The sequence below is a fragment of the Microbacterium sp. STF-2 genome (assembly GCF_034650155.1).
GTDB classification, from domain to species: Bacteria; Actinomycetota; Actinomycetes; order Actinomycetales; family Microbacteriaceae; genus Microbacterium; species Microbacterium maritypicum_A.
Genome location: NZ_JARKMW010000001.1, coordinates 821180 through 844498, shown reverse-complemented (window position 1 = coordinate 844498; position 23319 = coordinate 821180). Strand labels below are relative to the sequence as shown.

The following is a 23319-nucleotide window of genomic DNA, read 5'->3' as shown; positions in this document are numbered from 1 at the left end:
AACGAGAACGGCCCATGGCTTCCTGGGGAAGCCGGAGCCTTCACGCTCAGGAGGAGCATGCCGACTACGGCAACCGCCGCCACGCGGCGCAAGAAGACGTCCCGTCGTGACGACGAGGCACCCCTCATCCCGATCCTCGCGCGCAAGGTGCGCGAGATCGAGGCCAAGTCGCAGCGAGGGAAGCTCGGCCCCACGAATCGGGTGAAGTTCCAGGTGATCGCCTTCCTGGTGCGCGAAGAGCGCGCGCGTGTGAAGGCGGATGCCGAGATCGGTGATCCTGCTCGCGCCGAGCTGTTGAAGCGGCTCGACGGCGTCGCCACGATCCTCGCCAAGACGGCTGCGCGCGACACCTCGCTCATCCAGCTGCTGGAGGCCGACCAGGCGACATCGCCGGTGGCGAAGCGCATGCGCCGCGACTGGCTGCTCGAATCCGGCGCCGACCTCGCCCCGGAAGAGCTCATCATCGCCGACGCGGCACCGGTGCAGATCTCCACGATCCCGGCGGCGATCGCCGAGCGACAGGTCACCCCGCCGTCCGTCGAAGCTCGACAACTGGCCAATCCCTTCCTCGCTCCCGACCTGACGCCCCGTTCGAGCGCCACGCCGCGACGCCGCCTCGACGGCTGGGAGCTCATGGGGCCGCTGTACAAGGCCTTCGAGACCGGAGCCGGCGGATCCGCCGCGTCCATGGATCTGCCTCCGGCGCCGGAGTTCGACCACATCTCGCCCAAGGGCCTCGAGGTCATGGTGCACCAGTCCCGGTTCCTCGAAGCCGTGAAGGCGGGGCACCGCAGCTTCCTCCTCGCCGATGAGCCAGGACTCGGCAAGACCGCGCAATCGGTGCTCGCCGCTTCCGTGGCGGGCGCGTACCCGCTGCTCGTCGTCGTCCCCAACGTCGTGAAGATGAACTGGGCGCGCGAGGTCGAGCGCTGGACGCCACAGCGTCGCGCCACGGTGATCCAGGGTGACGGCGACGACATCGATGCGTTCGCCGACGTGTTCATCGTGAACTACGAGATCCTCGATCGGCACATGTCCTGGCTCGCCTCGATCGGGCTGCGCGGCATGGTCGTCGACGAGGCGCACTTCATCAAGAATCTCTCCTCGCAGCGTTCCCAGAACGTGTTGTCGTTGGCCGCCCAGGTGCGCGAGCGCACTCCCGGGCACGACCCCCTGATGCTCGCCCTCACGGGTACGCCGCTGATCAACGACGTGGAGGACTTCGACGCGATCTGGCGCTTCCTCGGCTGGACCACCGGCGAGAAGCCGGGGCCCGAGCTCATGGAGAAGCTCGATGCGACGGGTTTCACCCCTGCAGATAAGGCCTTCTACCCTGAGGCGCGCGATGCGGTCATCTCGATGGGCATCGTGCGTCGCAAGAAGAAGGACGTCGCCGCCGACCTCCCCGACAAGCTGATCGCCGACCTGCCGGTGCAGCTCGACGATGAGTTCGGACGCAGCATCCGACAGGCCGAGCGCGAGCTGGGGGAGCGGCTCGCCGCTCGCTACCGCCGCATCATCGAGGCCCGCGGCGACCGTGGACTCGCACCCGGAGAGATCGACGACGACATCGTGCGGCTGGTCGCCCAGAACGAGCTCGAGGAGTCGAAGGCCGCCGGCACCGGGGGAGACAATGTCTTCACCATGGTCCGGCGCATCGGTCAGGCCAAGGCGCCACTGGCTGCCGACTACGCCGCTCAGCTGCAGCGTTCGGTCGGCAAGGTCGTGTTCTTCGCGAAGCACATCGACGTCATGGACCAGGCCGAGGCGCACTTCGCCGCCGCCGGCATCCGTTCGGTCTCGATCCGTGGGGACCAGACGTCCACGACCCGCCAGCAGGCGATCGACGACTTCAACGGCGACCCCGAGGTCGGCATCGCCGTCTGCTCTCTCACCGCTGCCGGTGTGGGACTCAACCTGCAGGCGGCGTCGAACGTCGTCCTCGCCGAGCTGTCGTGGACGGCAGCCGAGCAGACGCAGGCGATCGACCGCGTGCACCGCATCGGGCAGGACGAGCCGGTGACGGCGTGGCGGATCATCGCCGCGCACACCATCGACACCAAGATCGCCGAGCTGATCGACCAGAAGCAGGGACTCGCGGCACGCGCCCTCGACGGGGAAGCGGTCGAGGAGTCGGCCGGGGAGCCGGTGCAGCTGGCGGCGCTCATGCACCTGCTGCGACAGGCGCTGGGCGGGGCGTAAGCCTCAAGATCGGCTGTTCTTAACGCGGGATCTGGCGCGAAGGCCGGCGCCGGCGGGAAGTTCATCGATATCGGCGAATCGCCTTGTCAAGATCGGCGTTTTTCATCGAGCCCGAATGGCGCCCGGGTGTGCCGGGGCGCTAGTGTCGATCGAAGGCAGCGTCGCCTGTTCCCCCATCTCCCGAACGTCTGAAGGCACCAGCATGAAGATCGGCATCCTGACGAGCGGCGGCGACTGCCCCGGCCTCAACGCGGTCATCCGCGGCATCGTGCTCAAGGGCACCACCTCGTACGACCTGGAGTTCGTCGGCATCCGTGACGGGTGGCGCGGACTCGTCGACGGGGACTTCATGCCGCTGACCCGGCACGAGGTGAAGGGGCTGTCGAAGGTGGGCGGCACGATCCTCGGCACCAGCCGCACGAACCCGTATGAGGGCGAGCGCGGGGGAGCCGAGAACATCGCCAAGACCCTCTACGGGCACAAGATCGACGGCATCATCGCGATCGGCGGCGAAGGCACGCTCGCAGCCGCCGACCGCCTCGCCAAGGACGGCATCAAGGTGATCGGCGTCCCCAAGACGATCGACAACGACCTGCAGGCGACGGACTATTCGTTCGGCTTCGACACAGCCGTGAACATCGCCACGGACGCGATGGATCGCCTCCGCACGACCGGTGACTCCCACCAGCGCTGCATGGTCGCCGAGGTCATGGGTCGGCACGTCGGCTGGATCGCCCTGCACGCCGGAATGGCTGCCGGTGCGCACGTCATCTGCATCCCCGAGGTACCGATGTCGATCGACGACATCACGGAGCTCGTCACCAGCGCCCACGACCGCGGTCGCGCGCCCCTGGTCGTCGTCTCCGAGGGGTTCAAGCTCCTCGGGATGGACGAGGCATACAGCGACAAGGGGCTCGACGCCTTCAATCGACCGCGCCTCGGCGGTATCGGCGACCAGCTCGCCCCCGAGATCGAACGCATCACCGGCATCGAGACGCGTGCGACGATCCTCGGCCACATCCAGCGCGGTGGATCGCCGTCGGCCTTCGACCGCGTTCTTGCCACGCGCCTGGGGCTGCATGCGGCGGACGCGATCGTGGACGGCGCGTGGGGACAGATGGTCGCCATGCAGGGCACCGACATCGTGCGGGTGCCGTTCGCCGATGCGCTCGGCGAACTGAACACCGTCCCGCGCTACCGCTACGACGAGGCTGCGGCGCTCTTCGGCTGAGTCCGAGAGCGATCGGGTCCATCACGCCGAATCAGGCGACCTCGCGGAATCAGGCGACTCCTCGTCCCGCGTGCCTGAAGCGGCGTGTTCGCCTGATCTCGCGTGCTCTATGTCGCGCGTCGAATCGCGCCCGGGGCGCGCGGTGAAACAGCCGCGGGTTCTCAGATGTGCGTCTTGCGCCGGTGCAGACCCTGGACTGTTCTGACGTGATCGCCTGATGTGGCGCCCACGAACGGGCGCTCACACCAGGAGGTCCGGCGCTCAGGCGTCGGCGAGGCCGAGCGTCTCGAGGAGCCAGGCGAGTTCGAAGGCCCGCTCCTTCCAAGAGTTGTAGCGCCCGCTCACGCCGCCGTGCCCGGCGACCATCTCGCACTTGAGGAGCACGTCCTTCGCCCCGGCTTCGCGTAGACGGGCGACCCACTTCGCGGGCTCCACGTAGAGCACACGGGTGTCGTTCAGGGATGTGACCGCGAGGATCCGCGGGTATTCGACGCCGTCTCGGACATTCTCGTACGGGCTGTACGACTTCATGTAGGCGTAGACATCCGGGTCGTGGAGGGGGTCGCCCCATTCGTCCCACTCGATCACGGTCAGCGGCAGCGACGGGTCGAGGATCGTGGTCAGGGCGTCCACGAAAGGCACCCCGGCGAGGATGCCGGCGAAGAGCCCGGGCGCGAGGTTCGTCACAGCCCCCATCAGCAGGCCCCCGGCGCTGCCGCCCTCGGCCACCATGAGAGTCGGTGCCGTGACCCCGGTCTCGACCAGGTGCTCGCCGCAGGAGACGAAGTCCGTGAAGGTGTTGCGCTTGTGGAGGAGCTTGCCGTCCTCGTACCACTGTCGCCCCATCTCTCCTCCACCGCGGACGTGCGCCACCGCGAAGATCACACCCCTGTCCAGCTCGGAGAGGCGCGCGACCGAGAAGCCGGGATCGATCGAGTGCTCGTACGAGCCGTACCCGTACAGGTGCACCGGCCGTGCCTCGCCCCCGGGTTCGCCGAACGAGCGCTTCCAGACGAGCGAGATCGGCACGCGGACGCCGTCCGCAGCGGTCGCCCACTCACGCCTCTGCCCGTAGTCGGCGGGGTCGTATCCACCCAGCACCGGCACCTGCTTGCGCAGCACGAGCTCGCGGGTCGCGAGATCGAGGTCGTACACGGTCCCCGGCGTCACGAACGACGTGTATCCCAGGCGCAGGAACGGGGAGTGCCATTCGGGGTTCCCGCTCACTCCGGCGGAGTAGAGCGGCTCGTCGAAGGCCAGCTCGTCGACGACATCCGTCTCGTAGTCGAGCAGGCCGACGCGTTCGAGTCCTTCGCTGCGGTACTCCACGGTGGCGAAGTCGCGGAACGCGTCCACACCCAGCAGGCGTCTGCCCTGTTCGTGCGCCACCACCACGTGCCGCGATCCCCGGGGGTCCGCGGCGGCGACCGACACGAGCTCGAAGTCGAGGGCTCCGTCGTTGTGCAGCACGAGCAACCGGTCCTCGCCGCCCACGACCGCGTGCTCGACGGAATACTCGACGCCTTCGCGACGCGGCCAGACCAGCTGCGGCTCAGCGGTGAGCTCGCCGGTCAGATCGACGAGGTACTCCTCGCTCGTGATGCTCGAGCCGACCGCGATGACCAGATACCGGCGGCTGCGGGTGATCCCTGCCCCGAGCCAGAACTTCTCGTCCGGCTCGTGGAAGAGCCGCACGTCGTCCGACACCGGCGTGCCGAGGCGATGCAGCCACAGGGTGTCGGGGCGCCAGGCCTCGTCACGGGTCGTGTAGAGCACCCCGGTGCCGTCGGGCGTGAAGAAGGCGCCGCCCGTGTTCGGGATCTCGTCGTCGAGCGTGGTGCCCGTGGCGAGGTCGCGCACGTGCACGGTGTAGAGCTCGTCACCGTCGAAATCGGTGGACCAGAGCAGCTTCGTGGCGTCGTCAGACGTGTCGAAAGCGCCGAGCGAGAAGAAGTCGTGTCCTTCCGATTCGACATTGCCGTCGAGGAGCACGATCTCTCCCGGAACCGCGACTCCTGGCTCGAGACGCGGGGGAGTCCAGTCGTCCGGGGCGGCAGCGGCGCGGCAGTGGATGCCGTACTGGGCCCCCTCCTCGCTGCGGCTGTAGTACCACCAGTCCCCTCGGCGGGTGGGGACGGACAGGTCCGTCTCCTGGACACGGCCCTTGATCTCCTGGAAGAGTCTCTCGCGCAGATCGGCGAGGTGCGCCGTCTCGGCGTCTGTGTGGGCGTTCTCCGCTTCGAGGTGGGAGATGACCTCGGCGGATTCCTTGGCACGAAGCCATTCGTAGGGATCCTCGAAGGTGTCACCGTGATGGGTGCGGAGGGTCGAGCGGCGGTCGGCGGCAGGGGCGTCAGTCACCATCTCACGCTATCCCAGGTCGAGTTGACCGGCACGGGGGAGGGTGGGAGAATTCACCGGGGCCGGTTAACGGAAGTCAAACCCACGGTGAACTCTTCGTTCGTCACGTCGATCTCGTCGACATCTCCTTCTTCCTCAAACGACCGAAAGCGAACGGTGGAAACCGCAGCCCTCATCGTCGTGCTTGTCATCGCGCTGGCACTCTTCTTCGACTTCACCAACGGCTTTCACGACACGGCGAATGCCATGGCGACGCCGATCGCCACCGGCGCGCTGAAGCCCAAGACCGCCGTCCTCCTCGCCGCAGTGCTGAACCTCGTCGGCGCCTTCCTGTCCACCGAGGTCTCCAAGACCATCTCGGGCGGCATCATCCGCGAGGATGCGATCATCTCCGCGGGAGCCGATCTGTTCCTCTCGTTGATCTTCGCCGGTCTCATCGGCGCGATCACCTGGAACATGCTCACATGGCTCCTGGGTCTGCCGTCGAGCTCGTCGCACGCGCTCTTCGGCGGACTCATCGGCGCCACTCTGGTCGGTGCGGGGATCGGGGGCATCGACTTCGGCATGGTGCTCTCGAAGATCGTGCTCCCCGCCCTGATCGCCCCTGTCACGGCAGGGCTGATCGCGTTCGCCGCGACGAAGATCGCCTACTCGGTCACCCGTCGCTACGACGGGAAGCCCGACGGCCGCGACGGCTTCCGATGGGGCCAGATCTTCACGTCGTCCCTCGTCGCGCTCGCCCATGGGACCAACGATGCGCAGAAGACGATGGGAGTGATCACCCTCGCGATGATCACGATCGGCTGGCAGTCCGGCGCCCATCACGAGCCCGAGCTGTGGGTCATCGTCGCGTGTGCCTTCACCATCGCCCTCGGCACCTACCTCGGCGGATGGCGCATCATCCGCACCCTCGGCAAGGGGCTGACCGACGTCAAGCCCGCGCAGGGCTTCGCTGCGGAGAGCTCGACCGCGGCCACCATCCTCGCCTCCAGCGCCCTCGGCTTCGCCCTCTCCACCACGCAGGTCGCGTCCGGTTCGGTGATCGGCTCCGGCCTCGGCCGCCGCGGGTCCACCGTGCGCTGGCGGACCGCCGGCCGCATCGGAGTCGGCTGGCTGCTGACGCTTCCCGCTGCCGGAGGCGTAGGCGCTCTCGCGGCGCTGCTGGTGGTCTGGCTGGGCAACTGGGGAGTGGCGATCGATGCCGTGATCGCCCTGGTGATCATCCTCGGCCTCTTCATGCGCTCGCGTCGCAATGCTGTCACCCCGGCGAACGCGATGAGTGACGTCGCCGAGTCCGGCAGGGCCGTCGAACTCCCCGATACGCCTCCGCCGACGCGCCGTCAGCAGCGCATCGAGCAGGCCAAGGCCGAGGCCAGGGCCCGTGCCGAGGCGCGCGAGCAGGCGAAGGCCCAGGCGAAGGCTCAGGCGAAGAAGGACGCCGAGAAGAAAGCCGAGAAGAAGAAGGCCAAGAAGGCGGAGGCCAAGGCCGGTGCCGGCTCCTCGAAGGCTGCGGCCTCGACGACGAAGCCCGACGCCGACCGGAACGGGGAGTCCGAATGAACGTCGTGATCGACTGGGTCGCCTTCCTCCAGGTGTTCGCGGCAGCCCTCATCGGCGCCGCCGCCATCGTCACGTTCTACGCGCTGGGACTCCGACTGCTCGTGCGCAGCGGGCGGGCCCCTGTGGTGAGTCCTGCAGAGTTCACGGACGCCATCACCGTGATCACGGAGAAGGAACTCAAGCGCGCCGAGAAGCAGGCGGCGAAGGCGGCACGTAAGAGCCCGCTGACGGAGGGCCAGAAGACGGTGGCCCTGGTCGGCGCTTACGGCTGTTTCGCGCTCTGCGCCGCTGCCGTGGTGAGCGGCATCCTGCTCCTCGTCGTCGGTCACTGACCTCGGCGGGCGAGCGCGGGTCGCGTCCGCCGCTGCCGGTGCGGCAATAGGCTGAGGCCATGTCCGCAGGAACCGGCAGTCCGTACGTCTTCGGCAGGCACGAGCCCGCGTCGCACGTGCTCATCCACGTCAGTGACCCGCATTTCCTCGCGGGAGGAGCGCGCCTGGGCGGACGCTACGACGTCGAGGCGAACTTCGACCGCACGCTCGACGCGATCCGCGCGGTGCATCCGCATCCGACGGCGATCGTCGTCACGGGTGACCTGGCCGACCTCGGCGAGCCCGACGCGTATCGCCGTCTGCGCGCGGCGGTCGAGCCGGTCGCGGCGGAACTCGGCGCCCCGGTGATCTGGGTGGCGGGAAACCACGACGAACGTCCGGCGCTGCGTGAGGGGCTGCTCGATCTGGCTCCGACCGAGGAGCCTGTGACCGGTGTCTGGGACCTCGAGGGTCTCCGACTCGTGGCGCTGGACACGAGTGTCCCGGGCTGGCATCACGGGGATCTCGATGACGGTCAGCTCTCCTGGCTCGCCGAGGTCCTCGCCGAGCCGGCCCCGCACGGCACCCTGCTCGCAATGCATCATCCGCCTCTTCCGAGCCACCTCCCGCTGTTCGACATCCTGGAGCTGCGACATCAGGACGAGCTCGCCGCCGTCGTCCGCGGCAGCGACGTCCGAGGCATCCTCGCCGGGCATCTGCACTACTCCTCGCACGGCACCTTCGCCGGCGTGCCGGTGAGCGTGGCATCGGCGACGTGCTACACCATGAACGTCGCGCGCCCGTCTGCCGAGGTCAACGGAATGGACGCCGCTCAGGCGTTCCAGCTCGTGCACGTGTACCCCGACACGATCACCCACACCGTGGTCCCGGTGACCAGTGCCGACACCGGCGACTACTTCTCCGAGGCCTGGCTGGAGCGCATGGCGAAGCTCGACCCGGAAGGGCGACTCGAAGCCTTCTCCCGCAAACCCGCACGCTGAGCGGCGTAGACTGAAGACATCCCCCACCCTTCTCACCCGCCACGACCCACGAGGATGTGACATGGCTTCTGCCGCGCCTACCCTGACCCGCACCGAGACCGATTCGCTCGGGAGCATGGAGATTCCCGTCGACGCATACTGGGGGATCCACACCGCCCGCGCCGACGCGAACTTCCCGATCACGAAGCGGCCCATCTCGGTGTATCCCGACCTCGTGGTCGGCCTCGCGATGGTCAAGCAGGCCAGCGCCCGTGCGAACCGCGAGATCGGCGTGCTCGACCCGGAGCGGGCGGACCTGATCGACCGGGCGGCTCAGCGCGTGATCGACGGCGAGTTCCACGAGCAGTTCACGGTCGGCGTCATCCAGGGTGGAGCCGGCACGTCGACCAACATGAACGCGAACGAGGTCATCACCAACATCGCGCTCGAGATGGCGGGCCGCGAGAAGGGCGACTACGCCTTCCTTTCGCCGATCGACCACACCAACCGCAGCCAGTCCACGAACGATGTGTACCCGACCGCGGTGAAGATCGGCCTCTCGCTGACCCTGCGCTCGCTGCTCGAGGAGCTCGACCTGCTGCGGCTGTCGTTCCTGGGCAAATCGCGCGAGTTCCACGATGTGCTGAAGGTGGGGCGCACGCAGCTGCAGGATGCCGTGCCGATGACGCTGGGGCAGGAGTTCAACGGCTTCGCCACGACGCTCGGCTACGACCACACCCGTCTCACCGAGAACGCCTCGCTGATGTTCGAGATCAACATGGGCGCCACCGCGATCGGCACCGGGATCACCACCCACCCCGGTTACGCACCCGCCGTGCTCAAGCACCTGCGCGAGATCACGTCGCTCGACCTCCGCACTGCCGGTGACCTCGTCGAGGCCACCAGCGACACCGGTTCGTTCATGTCGTTCTCTTCGACGCTCAAGCGCAACGCGATGAAGCTGTCGAAGATCTGCAACGACCTCCGTCTTCTCTCCTCCGGGCCGCAGGCGGGGCTCGGCGAGATCAACCTCCCGGCCATGCAGGCGGGCTCGAGCATCATGCCCGGCAAGGTCAACCCGGTCATCCCCGAGGTCGTGAACCAGGTGGCGTTCGCCGTCGCCGGTGCCGACATGACGGTGACGATGGCGGCGGAGGCCGGACAGCTGCAGCTGAACGCCTTCGAGCCGGTCATCGCGCACTCGATCTTCCAGTCGATCACCTGGATGCGTCAGGCCATGTGGACTCTGCGAGTGAACTGCGTCGACGGCATCACCGCGAACCGTGACCGCCTGGGCGCGATGGTCGGTGCCTCGGTCGGAGTCATCACGGCGCTGACCCCGTTCATCGGCTACGCCGCGGCGGCCGCACTCGCGAAGACCGCACTGCTGACCAACCGCAGCGTGGCCGACCTCGTGGTGGAGGCCGGCCTCATGTCGCGCGACGAGGTCGTCAAACAGCTCTCGCCTGCGCGCCTGTCGGGACTCGAGACCATCACGGCCGCGATCCCGGTGATCTCACCGGAAGACCTGATCGAGATCTGATCTCACAGACGGATAGACGAAGGGGACGGATGCGCCGGCATCCGTCCCCTTCGTCTATCCGTGAAGTCAGTCGGTGATGCGGCAGTGGGTGGTGAGCTCGCCGATGCCGTCGATGCCCACCGTGACGGTGGACCGGTCGCGAAGGAAGATCTGCGGGTCGCGCGAGTAGCCGGCACCGCCGGGGCTGCCGGTCGAGATGAGGGTGCCGGGGAGCAGCGTGAGCGACTGCGAGAGGTGCGCGATCAGCTTCGCCACCGAGCGCACCATCTGATCGGTGCTCGCATCCTGCACGGTGTGACCGTCGACGACGGTCCAGATGTGCAGGTCCTGCGGGTCGGCGATCTCATCCGCGGTCACCGCGAACGGCCCGGTCGGGGTGAATCCGTCGAACGACTTGCAGCGTGACCACTGAGCCTCGGAGAACTGGATGTTCCTGGCGGTGATGTCGTTGACCACCGTGTATCCCCAGACGTGCGACAGCGCATCAGCCTCGGCGACGTCCTTCGCAGGCGAGCCGATGAGCACGCCGAGCTCGGCCTCGTAGTCGACGGCCTCACTCAGCGTGCGCGGCCAGGATGTGGTCTGGTCGTGTCCGGTGAGCGAGTTCGGCCAGAGTGTGAAGACGGTCGGGGCGGCATCGGTCTTGAGACCGAGCTCACTCGAGTGCGCGGCGTAGTTGAGACCGACGGCCAGGACCGCGGGCGGAGCGAGCACGGCCGAGGCGAACGCCCATCCCGCGAGCGGATGCCGCGGCGCGGTGGTGTCCGCCAGAGCGCGGCGCAGTGCGTCGAGACCATCGTCCCCTCTCTCGATCAGCTGCTGCAGCGTGGCAGGAGGGTCGGTCAGGAGATCAGAGACGAGGACGGCGTCCGAGCCCTCCACGACGGCGAGAACCGCGAGAGGGGAGTCGGGACGGCGCAGATGAGCGAACCGCATGCTTCTACGCTACCGGGTGGGTGCAGGTCGCCGGGTGGAGGGGGTCGCCATATCCGGGTGCCCGGCGTTGTGCCCATAAGCTTTGCCTATGAGTTCCGGAGGACCGTCCCAGCCGCAGCAGCCCTCGCCGTATGCGCCTCCGCCGGCACCGCCGTTGCCGTCGACACCGCCGCAGCAGGTACCGCCGCAGCCGGTACCGCAGCAGGCCCCGCAGCCGGTACCGCCGCAAGCCTTCGCGCCCGCGCCGTACGCGAGCCAGGTCTCGGCGCCCGCGGCCCGCACCTCCGTCACGGGGTATGCATCGTCCCTCGCGCAGCCGACGCCCTACACGCCGCCGGCTCCCGTCGCCCCGTCACCGGCGGAGTCGCTCCCGGCGCTGCCCGTTCCGACGAGGAAAGGGCGCACGGTGTCGCTCTGGCTCTTCGGGGTGCTCGGCTTCCTCCTGATCGCCCTCGTCGGCTACTTCGTCTGGGCGCTCGGATCGTTCGCTTCCGTCGTGGGGCTGGTGCTCGCGCTCGTCCCTCTGACCATCGTGTTCCTGGGCGTGCGCCTGATCGATCGGTGGGAGCCCGAGCCCAAGCGGCTGGTGGCGTTCGCCATCGCATGGGGCGCCGTCGCGGCCGTCGGGCTCACCCTTCTCGTCGACACCGCGCTGACCCTCCTGCTCGACATCCGGTCCGAGGAGTTCACCGCCGTCGTGCAGGCGCCTATCGTCGAGGAGCTCTGGAAGGGGCTCGGCGTCTTCCTCATCTTCCTGCTCGCCCGACGAGCGTTCGACGGCCCTGTCGACGGCATCGTGTACGGCGCGCTGGTCGGGGCGGGTTTCGCCTTCACCGAGAACATCCAGTACTTCGGGGTGAGCCTCATCGAGGGTGGCGGCGAGCAGCTGACCGTCACGTTCGTGGTGCGCGGGCTCTTCTCGCCCTTCGCTCATGCCATGTTCACCGCGATCACCGGCTTCGCGATCGGCCTCGTCGCTCGGCGTCACGGCTCGGCGAAGGCCGCGCTCGGTGCTGGCGCGGTGGGGGTGGTCGGGGCGATCCTGCTCCACGCCCTCTGGAACGGCTCGGCGACGTTCGCCGACTTCTTCGGTCTCTACTTCACCCTTCAGGTGCCGCTCTTCATCGGATTCATCCTGTGCATCGTCGCGTTGCGTCGTGAGGAGGCCCGACTCACCCGTGCCCGCCTCGAGGACTACGCCGCGGCCGGATGGTTCACGCCCGAGGAGGTCACCATGCTCGCCACCCCTGCCGGGCGCAAGGTCGGACTCGCCTGGGCGTCGCAGCTGCGGGGGGACCGTCGTCCGCTGATGCGCGCCTTCATCAAAGAGGCGACCGAGCTCGCCGCTGTCCGTCAGCGGGCGATCACCGGCCGCGACCCCATGGCCGTGGATGACGAGCGCGCGCTCCTGATCCGCACCAGGGCGACCAGGGCGGCCCTGCTGGCCTACTGACGCGACACGCGACGGCGTACCCTTCTCGGAGGGAAGGCGGTGGCGGATGAGCACCTTCGTCGTGATCCACGGTGGCGGAGATGTCGGATGGTCCTGGCATCTGGTCGCCGCTGAGCTGCGAGCGCGCGGGCAGGAGGTGTTCGCGCCCGACCTTCCCGCCGACGACGACACGCTCACTCTCGAGGACTACGCCGAGGCGGTTGCGGAACTGGTGGGTGCGCAGGCGAGGGTGGTGGTCGTCGGTCATTCCTTCGGGGCCTTCACCGCGCCGCTGGTCGCCGAGCGCCTCTCCGCCGAGCTCCTCGTCCTGATGGCGGGGATGATCCCGTCCCCGGGCGAGTCCCCGGATCAGTGGTGGGCGAACTCGGGATACGTCACGGCGTCTGCCGCCCAGTCGGCGCGGGACGGCGGGTTGACCGGGAACGACGACCCCCTCGTCAGTTTCTACAACGGGGTTCCGCACGAGCTGGCAGAGGAGGCGCTCCGACGGGAGCGGGCGCATCCGTCGCAGGCGGCGATGGAGAGGCCGTGGCCTCTGGCGGCGTGGCCCGACGTGCCGACGAGATTCGTGCTGTTCGCCGACGATCGCTTCTTCCCTGCCGCATTCCTGCGCGACCTCGCCGAGACGCGCCTGGGAGTGGTCGCGGATGAGCTGCCCGGCGGACACTGCGCGATGCTGAGCCGACCGGTGGAGATCGCCGAGCTCCTCGCAGGATACGTCGAGTGAGGGGCCGGGAATCGCTCCAGGACAAGACTCAGCGCCCGGTGCTGCGGCGATGCCTGCGAGTCTCCCGGGCGCTGAGTTGATCTGTAAACAGGGTGCACCCGGCCCTGCATGAGTGTCAAGAGCTTCTTGCCGAGGTTCGCCGGCGAGGGCATGAGGTGTTCGCTGTGAGCAGGTGTGCGTGCGTTGACCGGGTCCGTCGGCCTCGGGTTTGATGGAGACATGACTGAACGCACAAAGCCTGAGTTCGAAGCCCCCAGCACTCCCGCTCCGGCGGAGCTCGTCGTCCGCGACATCATCGAGGGCGACGGCGCCGAGGCGAAGCCCGGCGACACCGTCACGGTCCACTACGCCGGCGTCGAGTTCGACTCCGGCGAGGAGTTCGACTCCTCGTGGGGCCGTGGCGAGACGATCCAGTTCCCGCTGCGCGGCCTGATCCAGGGGTGGCAGGACGGCATCCCCGGCATGAAGGTCGGCGGTCGCCGCGAGCTGATCATCCCGCCGCATCTCGCCTACGGCCCGGTCGGCGGCGGGCACTTCCTCTCCGGCAAGACGCTGATCTTCATCATTGATCTGGTCGCCGTCGGCTGACATCGGTCTCTTCCACGAGGCGTCTCTCTCCTCCGGGAGGGAGGCGCCTCGCGGCATGTGCGGGAAAAGATTCTTCATTCAGGGGAATACATGCGAATGAATGTAAGTTGTCACAGTGGTCGCGGCGACGCGGCCCCTGTCCCTTGCCGCAGCAGCGGCTGAAGTCTCCAGAGGAGAAGCAATGACCAGCATCGACATCCCCGGCTACCGTCCCGGCACCTGGGTCCTGGACCCTTCGCACAGCGAGGTCACCTTCAGCGTGCGCCACATGATGATCTCGAAGGTGCGCGGCACCTTCGGCGTGAAGAGCGCGACCCTGATCGCTCCGGAGAACCCGCTGGACGCCAAGGTCGAGGCCACGGTCGACGTGACCTCCATCGACACCAACGACGAGGGTCGCGACGCGCACCTGCGCTCGGCGGACTTCTTCGACACCGAGAACTTCCCGACCATGGAGTTCGTCTCCACCGGTGCGCACGTCAAGGGCGACGACCTGTACGTCGACGGCGACCTCACCATCCGCGGCGTCACCAAGCCGGTCAGCTTCGAGCTCGACTTCGGCGGCTTCGGCACCGACCCCTACGGCAACTACAAGGCCGGCGCCTCTGCCAAGACCGTCATCAACCGCGAGGACTTCGGCCTCACCTGGAACGCCGCGCTCGAGACCGGCGGCGTGCTCGTCGGTAAGGATGTCACGATCAGCCTCGACCTGCAGGGCGCTCTGCAGCAGGACTGACCGCGTCGGAGAGCCACCGGAACCCCGGGCCCGTCAGGGCTCGGGGTTCTCTGCGTCGTAGTCGTGGAACCGGCGGTTGCGCTGCGCGAGCGCGGCGACGAGGGCGATGACCAGCACTCCACCGAGCAGGGGAGGGAACCAGAGGGTCGTGAGCGTCGCCAGCGTGCCCGCGTACAGCGCCCCGACGCGGGGCCCGCCGGCGACCACGACGATGAACAGGCCTTGAAGGCGTCCGCGCATCGAGTCGGGTACGGCGGCCTGCATCATGGTGTTCCGATAGATCGAGCTGACGTTGTCGGATGCACCGGACAGGGCGAGGGCGACGCAGGCGGCGACGATCAACCCGATGTGGGGAGCCGTCTCGGTCGCGGGTGACGAGAACGCGCCGACGAGCAGCACGATCCCGAACAGCAGGATCGACGCGCCATAGGCCTCCACGGCCCGGGCGATGCCACGGCCGTGCCAGCGGTACTGAACGACCCGGCCCGAGAAGAGACTCGAGGCGAACGTCCCCACGGCGACAGCAGCCGTGAGGATGCCGGTCGTGAGCGCTCCGCCGCCCAGCAGCACCGTGCCGAGCGCGGGGAAGAGGACGAGCGGCTGCCCGAACGTCATCGCGATGATGTCGATGATGTACTGCATCCGGATGTTGCCTGCTCTGCGGAGGAAGCGCCAGCCGTCCACCAGCGACTCGAGGCCGGGTCGGACGATCTCTCCCTCCGGCCGCAGCGCCGGGAGCGTCCACAGTCCCAGGAACATCGACAGCATGAGCACGACGTCGATCGTGTACGTCCAGCCGTAGCCGGTGAGGGCGACGAGGAGGCCCGCCAGCGCGGGTCCGGCCATGACCGTCAGCCCGAAGGCCACACCGTTCAGCGCGGATGCTGCGGCGAGCTTCTCACGGGGGATGAGCCGCGGCACGATCGCCGTGCGCGTGGCCATGCCCACCGAATTGGCGGCGGAGTTGATCATGCTCAGCGCGTACAGCCACCAGATGGTCTCCATGCCCGTCCAGGTGAGAGCCGCGAGCAGGGCGGTGGAGACGAAAGTGATGGTCGCCGCGATCAGTGCCACCCGGCGTCGGTCGAACGCATCGGCGAGCATGCCGCCGTACAGGCCGGCGAGGATCATCGGCACGAGTCCGGCCACGGCGATCATCGAGACCGCGAAGGTGTTCTGCGTCAGGGCGAACACGTGCAGCATCACCGTGACGATGGTGAGCTGGCCGCCGATGCCGGCGAGTGTCGACCCGATCCACATCCGGGCGAACGCCGGACTGGACTTCAAGGGGGAGAGGTCGATCAGATGACCGCGGCGGGCGCTCACTCCTCGAACTTCTTCTGCACGTTTCGAGACTAGTTGACCCTGACGGACTCGCTCCGCCGCCGGTGTCACCGAGGGCGGTCGTCGGCTGGTAGACTCGTCAGGTTGCCGTTTGATCGGCCGCGGATAAAGAGAGCCCACGTATCAGGCGTCGGGCGCCGCGCAACAAGCAGAGAGGGGATCGAATCTATGGCACTGGAAGCAGACGTCAAGAAGGCGATCATCGAAGAGTACGCGACGCACCCCGGTGACACCGGATCCCCCGAGGTGCAGGTCGCAATGCTGACGCAGCGCATCAAGGACCTCACCGAGCACCTCAAGGAGCACAAGCACGACCACCACTCGCGTCGTGGGCTGTTCCTGCTCGTCGGTCAGCGCCGTCGTCTGCTCGGCTACCTCCAGGACATCGACATCGCGCGCTACCGCTCGCTGATCGAGCGTCTCGGACTCCGCCGCTAAGGCACTGCGATCCTGCGTTCAATCGCGCAGAACATTCTTGAGAAGGCCGCCCCACGGTGTGGGGCGGCCTTCGTCATGTCCGAGGGTTGATTCCCCACTCGCTTTCCGATAGGAAAGTAGAGAGCTTTCCACAAGGAAAGTGGGGGAGGCCTGACATGCAGCAGAAGCCGATTCCCGGTCACGACGCTCTCGTGCCGCCGGATGCCGACATCGCGCGCCGGTATCTGGCCGCAGCGGACGCGGTGGTGGAGCGCCGAGGCCGCGCCGTCGACCGACGTGCGCTCGCCGGGCTCCAGATCGCCAATGCGGTGATCACGGCCGGGTATCTCGTCGCGTTCGCGCTCGTCATCCGGCAGAGCGATGTCCTCGCCTCCCAGGTGATCCTGTTCACCTTTCTGGTGTGGGGGCAGCTGGCGAGCGGGATGGCGCAACGCAACGGGATGCAGTGGCGCTGGAGCGCTTCCCGGTGGCCGCTCATCCTCGGCGAAGTCGTGGTTCTCGTCGGCGCTGTCGTCGTGTTCGGTCTCGTCGCGTTGGATCCCGGTCTCCCGGTCGGCGTCGTGCTGATCCCCGCGGGCATAGTCCTGGTGGGTATCGGCGGTTACGGCGTGGTCCAGCTGTTCCGCGCGGCCGGAGATTCTCGGTCCCCGCGGCCTCCGCGGGTCACCCTGCCCGCTCCGATCCGATGGGGGACCCTGCTCCTCGGCGTCGCTCTCGGCGTGCTGACCATGCTCGCGGGGGCGCCGGACGATGTGCTGCGCAGCGTGATCACCCTGCTGGTGATGCTGGTTCTCCTCGCCTGGATCGTCGCCTTCAACACACCCGTCGGGCTTCCCGCCATCGGTGCTTCCTGGCGGTGGCCGCATGTGGCGGCATTCTTGCTCGCGGCAGGCATCCCTGTGGCTCTCGTGCTGGGGGGAGGAGGGGGCAGCGCATCGGGGCTCGCCGGTGTCGTCGGAGGTGTCGTCGTGATCGTGCTCTTCGTCCTGGTGTCGTTCGTTCCGGGGCGGGAGGGTCGTGGCTGAGGCGGGGTTCCGGCCGCACCCGCGCACGCAGCTGGACGACAACTTCGCCTCACCGATCCGGTTCTCGTTGATGGCCGCGCTCGGCGACGGCATGGAGTTCGACTTCCCGGCGCTCCGCGACATCCTCCAATGTGGTGATTCGCCGCTGAGCAAGGCGATCGCACACCTGCAGACCGCGGAATACGTGCTCGCGCGCAAGGGCGTCGTCGGGGGTCGCACGCGCACGTGGGTGCGTTCGACGAAGGCGGGCCGCGATGCTTTCGCGGCCCACCTCCAGGCGCTCCGGCAGATCGTCGCTCTCGGCGGCGGGCAGGAGTTGTGACCCGTGCGTCAGGCGGGCGCGTTCACGAGGTCGGCGTGGTGGATCGCGGCGACATCCGGGTGGGCGCGCAAGCGTGACTTGAGGGCGTTCTCGCCGTAGAGCGCGTGGATGGGATTGCTCGGGTCATCGGTCACCCCGTTCGCTTCGGCGGCCAGCTCCTCGGGCAGCGCGATCAGGGGCAGCCGCTTGTCGAGCGCAGGGTTGAAGAAGAACGGGATCGAGATCCGCTCGTCCGGTGCCTGCGGCGAGACCACGCGGTGGTTCGTCGCTTTGAGGTACCCGCCCGTCGCGTACTCCAGCAGCTCGCCGATGTTCACGACGAAAGCTCCGGGCACCGGGGGAGCGTCGACCCAGGTGCCGTCGCGTTCGACCTGCAGACCGCCCTTGCCCGGCTCCACCCAGAGGAGGGTGAGCACGCCGGAGTCCTTGTGCGCACCGACGCCCTGCTGAGGCTCTGGTTCGTGCGTTCCGGGATAGCGGACGATCTTGATGAGGGTCGACGGCTCGCCGAAGTGCTCGTCGAAGTAGGACTCGTCGGCGCCGAGGGTCTGGGCCCAGGCGCGCAGCAGTTTGCGAGCGACCTCGGACAGGGTCTCGTGCCACTCGGCCACGACATCCTGCAGCTCGGGCTGCGCCGACGGCCAGAGGTTCGGCCCGATGAGGCGGTTGAAGGCGGGGCCGTCGTCGACGGGTTCGCGCTCGGGGCCGATGTCGATCTGCTCGCGCCAGTCGACCTTCCCCTGGGTGCGTTCTCCGCCGATGCGCGTGTAGCCGCGGAAGTGCGGGCTGTTCACGTTCTCGATGGCCAGCTTGTCCTCTTCGGGGAGGGCGAAGAAGTCCAGGGCGGCCCGGTGGAGCCGTGCCTCGAGCGCGGGGGAGATCCCGGTGCCGGTGAGGTAGAAGAAGCCGACATCGTGGGTCGCCGCCCGCAGGTCGTCGCGGAATCGTGCCGCGGCCTCGGGGCTTTCGTCGAGCTGGGAGAGGTCGAGAATGGGGAGCGAGAGTTCAGCCATGGACCGAGGCTACGTCGCGTCGACCGGGGTGGGATCCTGTGTTGCGCTCCGTTACTTCCGTCCCTCGTGTGCGGTGGAGGTCGATCTCGGTGCTAGAGTCTCCTCGGTAAGGGCTGCCTTACCTCAGTCACCGCCAGAGAGTGTTCTTCCGTGCTCGCCACTTTTCTCATCGGGCTCCGCGAGGGCCTCGAAGCCGCACTCGTCGTCGGCATCCTCGTCGCCTACCTCCGTCGTCTCGGACGGCAGGACGCTCTCCCGAAGATGTGGGCGGGCGTCGGACTCGCGATCGCACTGGCTCTCGGCATCGGCGCGGTGCTCACCTTCGGGGCCTACGAACTCACGTTCCAGGCGCAGGAGCTGATCGGTGGCGGCCTGTCGCTGCTCGCTGTCGCGATGGTGACCTGGATGATCTTCTGGATGCAGCGGGCCGGGCGAAGCATGAAGGCGACGCTGGAGGGTGGCATCGACCGGGCTCTGACCGCCGGCGGCCTGTGGGCGCTCATCGCGATCGGCTTCGTGTCCGTCGCCCGAGAGGGCATCGAGACGACGCTGCTGCTGTGGTCGATGGTCCAGTCGTTCGGCGACGCACCCTCGGCGCTGATGGGCGCCCTGCTCGGGCTCCTCACGGCCGTGGTCGTCGGATGGCTGATCTCCCGCGGTGCGCTGCGACTCGATCTGCGTCGCTTCTTCGCCTGGACCGGTGGCTTCCTCGTGATCGTCGCGGCCGGCGTGCTCGCCTACGCGCTGATGGATCTGCAGGAGGCCGGTGTGCTTCCCGGGCCGTTCACCGCGCTGGCACCGATCGATGCCGTCACCGGTGGAGTGGCCGTCGGATGGGCCGCCTTCCCGTTCGGGTGGGCGTTCGACGTCTCGGCGACGATCGCTCCCGGTGGCCCCCTCGCATCGATTCTGCAGGCGACGGTCGGCTTCATGCCCGCGATGACCTGGATGCAGGTCGTCGCCTGGGTCGCGTACATCTCCGTCGTCGGATGGCTCTACGTCCGCGGACTCCGCTCGAAGCGCCCGTCGAAGCCGCAGGAACCGACGGAGCCCTCGTCTGAATCTCCCTCCCTCTCACCACAAGGAGCAGCATGACCACCTCGCACCGGATCCTGGGGGCGCTGGCAGCCACCGGCGCCGCGGTTCTCGTCCTGAGCGGCTGCGTCGCGAAGAGCGACGCCGGAGCCACCGCGGCCTTCGACGTCTCCTCGACCGATAGCGACTGCGCGGTCTCCGCGGCGACCGCGAAGAGCGGGACCCTGACCTTCAACGTCAAGAACGACACCGCTCAGGTCACGGAGTTCTACCTCCTCGCAGATGACGGCCTCCGGATCGTCGGCGAGGTCGAGAACATCGCGCCGGCCGCCTCGCGCACGCTCACGGTCGTCGCACAGCCCGGTGACTACTTCACTCTCTGCAAGCCGGGGATGATCGGCGATGGCGTGGGGAAGACCGCGTTCACCGTGACCGGGGATCGCGTCGCGGTGGAAGGTCCAGACGCCGAGCAGAAGCAGAAGGCCGTCGACCTCTACGGTGCGTTCGTGAAGGACCAGGTCGGTCAGCTCGTCCCCGCAGTCGAGGACTTCGTCGCCGCCTACGAGTCCGGTGACGACGAGACCGCACGCACGCTCTTCCCGCAGACCCGCGCGTTCTACGAGCGCATCGAGCCGGTCGCCGAGGCGCTGGGCGACCTCGACCCGCGGATCGACTATCGCGAGGTCGATGCCGTCGCCGAAGGACTGGACTGGACGGGCTTCCACCGCATCGAGAAGGACCTGTGGGTTCCGGCGCAGGATGCGCTGAACGCCGACGGGGAGACCCCCGCGTGGCAGGACTGGGTGCCGTCCACGCCGGAGGAGCGCGCCGACTACGGCGATCTGCTGCTCGCCGACGTGCAGGAGCTCTACGACTACGTGCACTCCGACGACTTCACCACCGCCCTCGACGACCAGGGCATCGGCGGCATCTCGAACGGCGCCATCGCGCTGCTCGACGAGGTCGCGACCGGGAAGATCTCCGGGGAGGAGGACTGGTGGTCCGGGACCGACCTCTACGACTTCGCCGCGAACGTCGAAGGGTCGAAGATGGCGTTCTCGCTCGTGCAGGACTTCGCCGTCGCGCAGGGCGACGAGGGGAAGGCTCTGGTCGCGGAGATCGAGTCGGGTTACACCGCGCTCGAGGAATCTCTCGCGGCTCACGGCTCGCTGGCCGACGGCTTCGTGGGCTACTCGCAACTGACCGAGGCCGACAAGCGCGAGTTCACCGACCTGATCAACGCTCTGGCCGAGCCGCTCTCGCAGCTCACCAGCACGGTCCTCGACTGATCAGCCGCACGCTACGGGATACCATCACGGACGTGAACGAACCAGAAGCGGATGCCGCACCCGAAGAGTCATCGATGGGCGCGGCGTCCGCTCCTGCCGGTTTGAGCAGGCGGGGCCTGCTCGGCCTGGCCATCGGGGGCGGCGTCGCGGGCCTCGCGGTCGGCGCCGGTGCGGGTCTCGCCGGCGGCGTCGCGCTCGGGCGGGCGCGTGCGGCGGAGGACGCGCATTCCGCATACGCGTTCTTCGGCGATCACCAGGCAGGCATCACCACTCCGGTGCAGGACCATCTGCATTTCGCCAGCTTCGACATGATGCCGCGCACGGATCGCGACGACCTCATCTCGTTGCTGCAGGACTGGTCGTACGCGGCCTCCCGCATGGCGCAGGGCCTCGAAGTCAGTGCGACGGGTGCGGTCGGTGGGCCGGCCGAAGCGCCGCCGGACGACACGGGGGAGGCGCTGGGGCTTCCCGCCGCCGGGCTCACGATCACGTTCGGCTTCGGGCCGGGCCTCTTCGAGAACGAGGACGGCGACCGCTACGGGATCGCCGCGCAGCGTCCCCCGGGGCTGGAACGGCTCCCGGCGTTCCTCGGTGACGATCTCGATCCGCAGACCTCTCACGGCGACCTGTGCATCCAGGCCTGCGCCGACGACCCGCAGGTGGCGGTGCATGCGATCCGCAACCTCAGCCGCATCGCCTTCGGCCGGGCTCGGCTGCGCTGGTCGCAGCTGGGATTCGGCAAGACGTCGCGCACGACGGCGACGCAGGCGACGCCGCGCAATCTTTTCGGGTTCAAGGACGGCACCGCGAACATCCTGGCCGATGACACCGAGGCGCTCGGCGATCACGTCTGGGTATCGGAGAAGGACGAACCGGCGTGGCTGGCCGGCGGGTCCTACCTCGTGGCCAGGAAGATCGCGATGCTCATCGAGACCTGGGACCGCGTGCGCCTGTCGGAGCAGGACACCATCATCGGTCGGGACAAGGGCGAGGGTGCACCGCTCTCCGGCGGAGACGAGTTCACGGCACCGGACTTCCACAGCAAGGCGATCGACGCGAACAGCCACGTGAGTCTCGCGCATCCGGAGAAGAACGACGGCATCCGCATCCTCCGCCGCGGCTACAACTACGTCGACGGGAACAACACGCTCGGACGCCTCGATGCCGGGCTCTTCTTCCTGTCGTACCAGCGCGATCCTGCACAGTTCATCTCGCTGCAGCGTCGGTTGTCGACAGATCTCATGAACGAGTACATCCGCCACGTCGGTTCGGGCATCTGGGCGGTGCCGGCGGGGGTGAAGCCGGGGTCCTTCGTGGGGGCCGGGCTGTTCGCCTGAGCGGTCACGGCTCGTGTGTGCTCGTGAGCGCCTCCACCGCGAACGCGGCGATGGCATCGGCGCCGAAGTGATCGTCTGCCGTGATCGTGACCACCGCGTCGTCGAGGAAGATGAGCAGCTGGCCGTAGGCGCCGTGAAGTCTCCACGCCGGCCCCGGCCCGCCCCATCCTGCAAGGGCGTAGCGATCGTAGTCCGCGCTCTCGCCGGCGACCCGCCATTCCGTGTGCATCGCGTCGATCCATCCTGGGGCGATCAGCTGTCGGCCCTCCCACACCCCGCGATCTCTGATCAGGAGTCCGAGACGGGAGAGCTCTTCGGTGCGCAGAGAGAGCCCGCCTCCGGCGACGATGCGACCCTGAGGGCTGCGCTCCCACTCCACGTCGATGATGCCGAGCGGGTCGAAGAGACGGGGGACGAGATAGTCGCCGATGTCTCCGACTAGCGCGGCCAGCGCCGTCATCGCGGTGTACGTGCTCGCGTTCGAGTACTGGAACGACCGTCCGCCCGACGGGCGTCGCAGGAACTCGCGGGCGAGGTCCGGCCAGTCCGTCATCAGAGTCTCCGACCAGGGCAGATCGATCCCGCTGGTCATCGAGAGCAGGTGCCGCAGCGTGACGTCCTCGACGCCAGCTCCCAGCTCGAAGCCGGGGAGGTACGTGCCGACGGGCATGTCGAGCGACACCGCACCCTCGTCGGCGGCCAGTCCCGCAGCCAGAACGCAGACGCCTTTCGCGACGGAGTGCACGTCCTCCCGCACGTCGTCGGTCCAGCGGTGGTCGGCGGTCTCAGTGGCGACGCGGACGTGCAGCCCGTGAGCGCCGAACCCCGTCTCCTCGATGCGTTCGACGATGCGGTCTCGAACGGTCTGTGCGCGGCTCACACCTTCGA

Annotated in this window: 21 protein-coding genes; 16 read left to right on the top strand and 5 right to left on the bottom strand. The window is 68.1% G+C overall.

The window, feature by feature from the left end; all coding sequences use genetic code 11:
* Positions 1-57 precede the first annotated feature (57 nt).
* Positions 58-2202: a DEAD/DEAH box helicase gene (locus MicroSTF_RS04060; protein WP_021199413.1), complete on the top strand. Its 2145-nt coding sequence runs from the start codon at positions 58-60 to the stop codon at positions 2200-2202.
* Positions 2203-2404: 202 nt separating this feature from the next.
* Positions 2405-3433: a 6-phosphofructokinase gene (locus tag MicroSTF_RS04055; protein WP_021199414.1), complete on the top strand. Its 1029-nt coding sequence runs from the start codon at positions 2405-2407 to the stop codon at positions 3431-3433.
* 261 nt (positions 3434-3694) lie between these two features.
* Here the strand turns inward: MicroSTF_RS04055 and MicroSTF_RS04050 are convergent, their stop codons facing one another.
* Positions 3695-5797 (bottom strand): S9 family peptidase, encoded by a 2103-nt coding sequence (locus MicroSTF_RS04050; protein ID WP_322953759.1) that lies wholly within the window; start codon positions 5795-5797, stop codon positions 3695-3697.
* A 153-nt stretch (positions 5798-5950) separates the two neighbouring features.
* On the opposite strand from MicroSTF_RS04050, the gene MicroSTF_RS04045 reads away from it, so the two are divergent.
* From MicroSTF_RS04045 to MicroSTF_RS04030, 4 genes are all read left to right on the top strand, one after another.
* Positions 5951-7354, top strand: coding sequence for an inorganic phosphate transporter (locus MicroSTF_RS04045; RefSeq protein ID WP_021199416.1), 1404 nt, complete (start codon positions 5951-5953; stop codon positions 7352-7354).
* Positions 7351-7686 (top strand): hypothetical protein, encoded by a 336-nt coding sequence (locus MicroSTF_RS04040; protein ID WP_021199417.1) that lies wholly within the window; start codon positions 7351-7353, stop codon positions 7684-7686. Before MicroSTF_RS04045 ends, MicroSTF_RS04040 begins: the two co-directional genes overlap by 4 nt.
* A 59-nt stretch (positions 7687-7745) precedes the next feature.
* Positions 7746-8666, top strand: coding sequence for a phosphodiesterase (locus MicroSTF_RS04035; RefSeq protein ID WP_322953756.1), 921 nt, complete (start codon positions 7746-7748; stop codon positions 8664-8666).
* Between the two features lie 61 nt (positions 8667-8727).
* A complete protein-coding gene (locus MicroSTF_RS04030) occupies positions 8728-10188 on the top strand; it encodes an aspartate ammonia-lyase (protein WP_021199419.1) in 1461 nt (486 codons plus the stop codon).
* Between the two features lie 66 nt (positions 10189-10254).
* On the opposite strand, the gene MicroSTF_RS04025 is transcribed toward MicroSTF_RS04030, so the two are convergent.
* A complete protein-coding gene (locus MicroSTF_RS04025; protein WP_021198596.1) occupies positions 10255-11124 on the bottom strand; it encodes a fumarylacetoacetate hydrolase family protein in 870 nt (289 codons plus the stop codon).
* Positions 11125-11212: 88 nt separating this feature from the next.
* On the opposite strand from MicroSTF_RS04025, the gene MicroSTF_RS04020 reads away from it, so the two are divergent.
* The 4 genes from MicroSTF_RS04020 to MicroSTF_RS04005 all read left to right on the top strand — a co-directional run bounded on the left by MicroSTF_RS04020 (position 11213) and on the right by MicroSTF_RS04005 (position 14628).
* A complete protein-coding gene (locus tag MicroSTF_RS04020; RefSeq protein WP_231494436.1) occupies positions 11213-12577 on the top strand; it encodes a PrsW family intramembrane metalloprotease in 1365 nt (454 codons plus the stop codon).
* 46 nt (positions 12578-12623) lie between these two features.
* Positions 12624-13304 (top strand): alpha/beta hydrolase, encoded by a 681-nt coding sequence (locus tag MicroSTF_RS04015; protein ID WP_322953751.1) that lies wholly within the window; start codon positions 12624-12626, stop codon positions 13302-13304.
* Between the two features lie 219 nt (positions 13305-13523).
* Positions 13524-13892 (top strand): FKBP-type peptidyl-prolyl cis-trans isomerase, encoded by a 369-nt coding sequence (locus MicroSTF_RS04010; RefSeq protein ID WP_021198599.1) that lies wholly within the window; start codon positions 13524-13526, stop codon positions 13890-13892.
* 181 nt (positions 13893-14073) lie between these two features.
* Positions 14074-14628 carry a YceI family protein gene (locus MicroSTF_RS04005; protein WP_029265550.1) on the top strand — a complete coding sequence of 185 codons (555 nt, stop codon included), beginning with the start codon at positions 14074-14076 and terminating at the stop codon, positions 14626-14628.
* Between the two features lie 33 nt (positions 14629-14661).
* Here MicroSTF_RS04005 and MicroSTF_RS04000 read toward each other — a convergent pair whose 3' ends face one another.
* Positions 14662-15954 (bottom strand): MFS transporter, encoded by a 1293-nt coding sequence (locus MicroSTF_RS04000; protein WP_297554356.1) that lies wholly within the window; start codon positions 15952-15954, stop codon positions 14662-14664.
* Positions 15955-16140: 186 nt separating this feature from the next.
* On the opposite strand from MicroSTF_RS04000, the gene rpsO reads away from it, so the two are divergent.
* From rpsO to MicroSTF_RS03985, 3 genes are all read left to right on the top strand, one after another.
* On the top strand, positions 16141-16410 hold the full coding sequence (gene rpsO / locus MicroSTF_RS03995; RefSeq protein WP_017830938.1) for a 30S ribosomal protein S15: 270 nt from the start codon (positions 16141-16143) through the stop codon (positions 16408-16410).
* 155 nt (positions 16411-16565) lie between these two features.
* Positions 16566-17435, top strand: a complete 870-nt coding sequence (locus MicroSTF_RS03990; protein WP_322953741.1) for a hypothetical protein — start codon at positions 16566-16568, stop codon at positions 17433-17435.
* The gene (locus tag MicroSTF_RS03985) at positions 17428-17757 is read left to right on the top strand and encodes a transcriptional regulator (protein WP_021198603.1); all 330 of its coding nucleotides are present in this window, start codon (positions 17428-17430) and stop codon (positions 17755-17757) included. Before MicroSTF_RS03990 ends, MicroSTF_RS03985 begins: the two co-directional genes overlap by 8 nt.
* 8 nt (positions 17758-17765) lie before the next feature.
* Here the strand turns inward: MicroSTF_RS03985 and MicroSTF_RS03980 are convergent, their stop codons facing one another.
* Positions 17766-18770, bottom strand: coding sequence for an isopenicillin N synthase family dioxygenase (locus MicroSTF_RS03980; RefSeq protein ID WP_167254320.1), 1005 nt, complete (start codon positions 18768-18770; stop codon positions 17766-17768).
* A gap of 150 nt (positions 18771-18920) precedes the next feature.
* Between MicroSTF_RS03980 and efeU the strand changes: the two genes are divergently transcribed.
* The 3 genes from efeU (at position 18921) to efeB (ending at position 22431) form a co-directional block, all read left to right on the top strand.
* On the top strand, positions 18921-19865 hold the full coding sequence (efeU, locus tag MicroSTF_RS03975; RefSeq protein ID WP_322953738.1) for an iron uptake transporter permease EfeU: 945 nt from the start codon (positions 18921-18923) through the stop codon (positions 19863-19865).
* Positions 19862-21094, top strand: a complete 1233-nt coding sequence (efeO, locus tag MicroSTF_RS03970) for an iron uptake system protein EfeO (protein WP_297554336.1) — start codon at positions 19862-19864, stop codon at positions 21092-21094. The genes efeU and efeO overlap by 4 nt, the downstream gene beginning before the upstream one ends.
* A 74-nt stretch (positions 21095-21168) precedes the next feature.
* Complete coding sequence (efeB, locus tag MicroSTF_RS03965; protein WP_029258998.1) at positions 21169-22431, top strand: iron uptake transporter deferrochelatase/peroxidase subunit; 1263 nt, start codon at positions 21169-21171, stop codon at positions 22429-22431.
* Between the two features lie 4 nt (positions 22432-22435).
* Here efeB and MicroSTF_RS03960 read toward each other — a convergent pair whose 3' ends face one another.
* Positions 22436-23311 (bottom strand): serine hydrolase domain-containing protein, encoded by an 876-nt coding sequence (locus MicroSTF_RS03960; RefSeq protein WP_322953735.1) that lies wholly within the window; start codon positions 23309-23311, stop codon positions 22436-22438.
* Positions 23312-23319 lie beyond the last annotated feature (8 nt).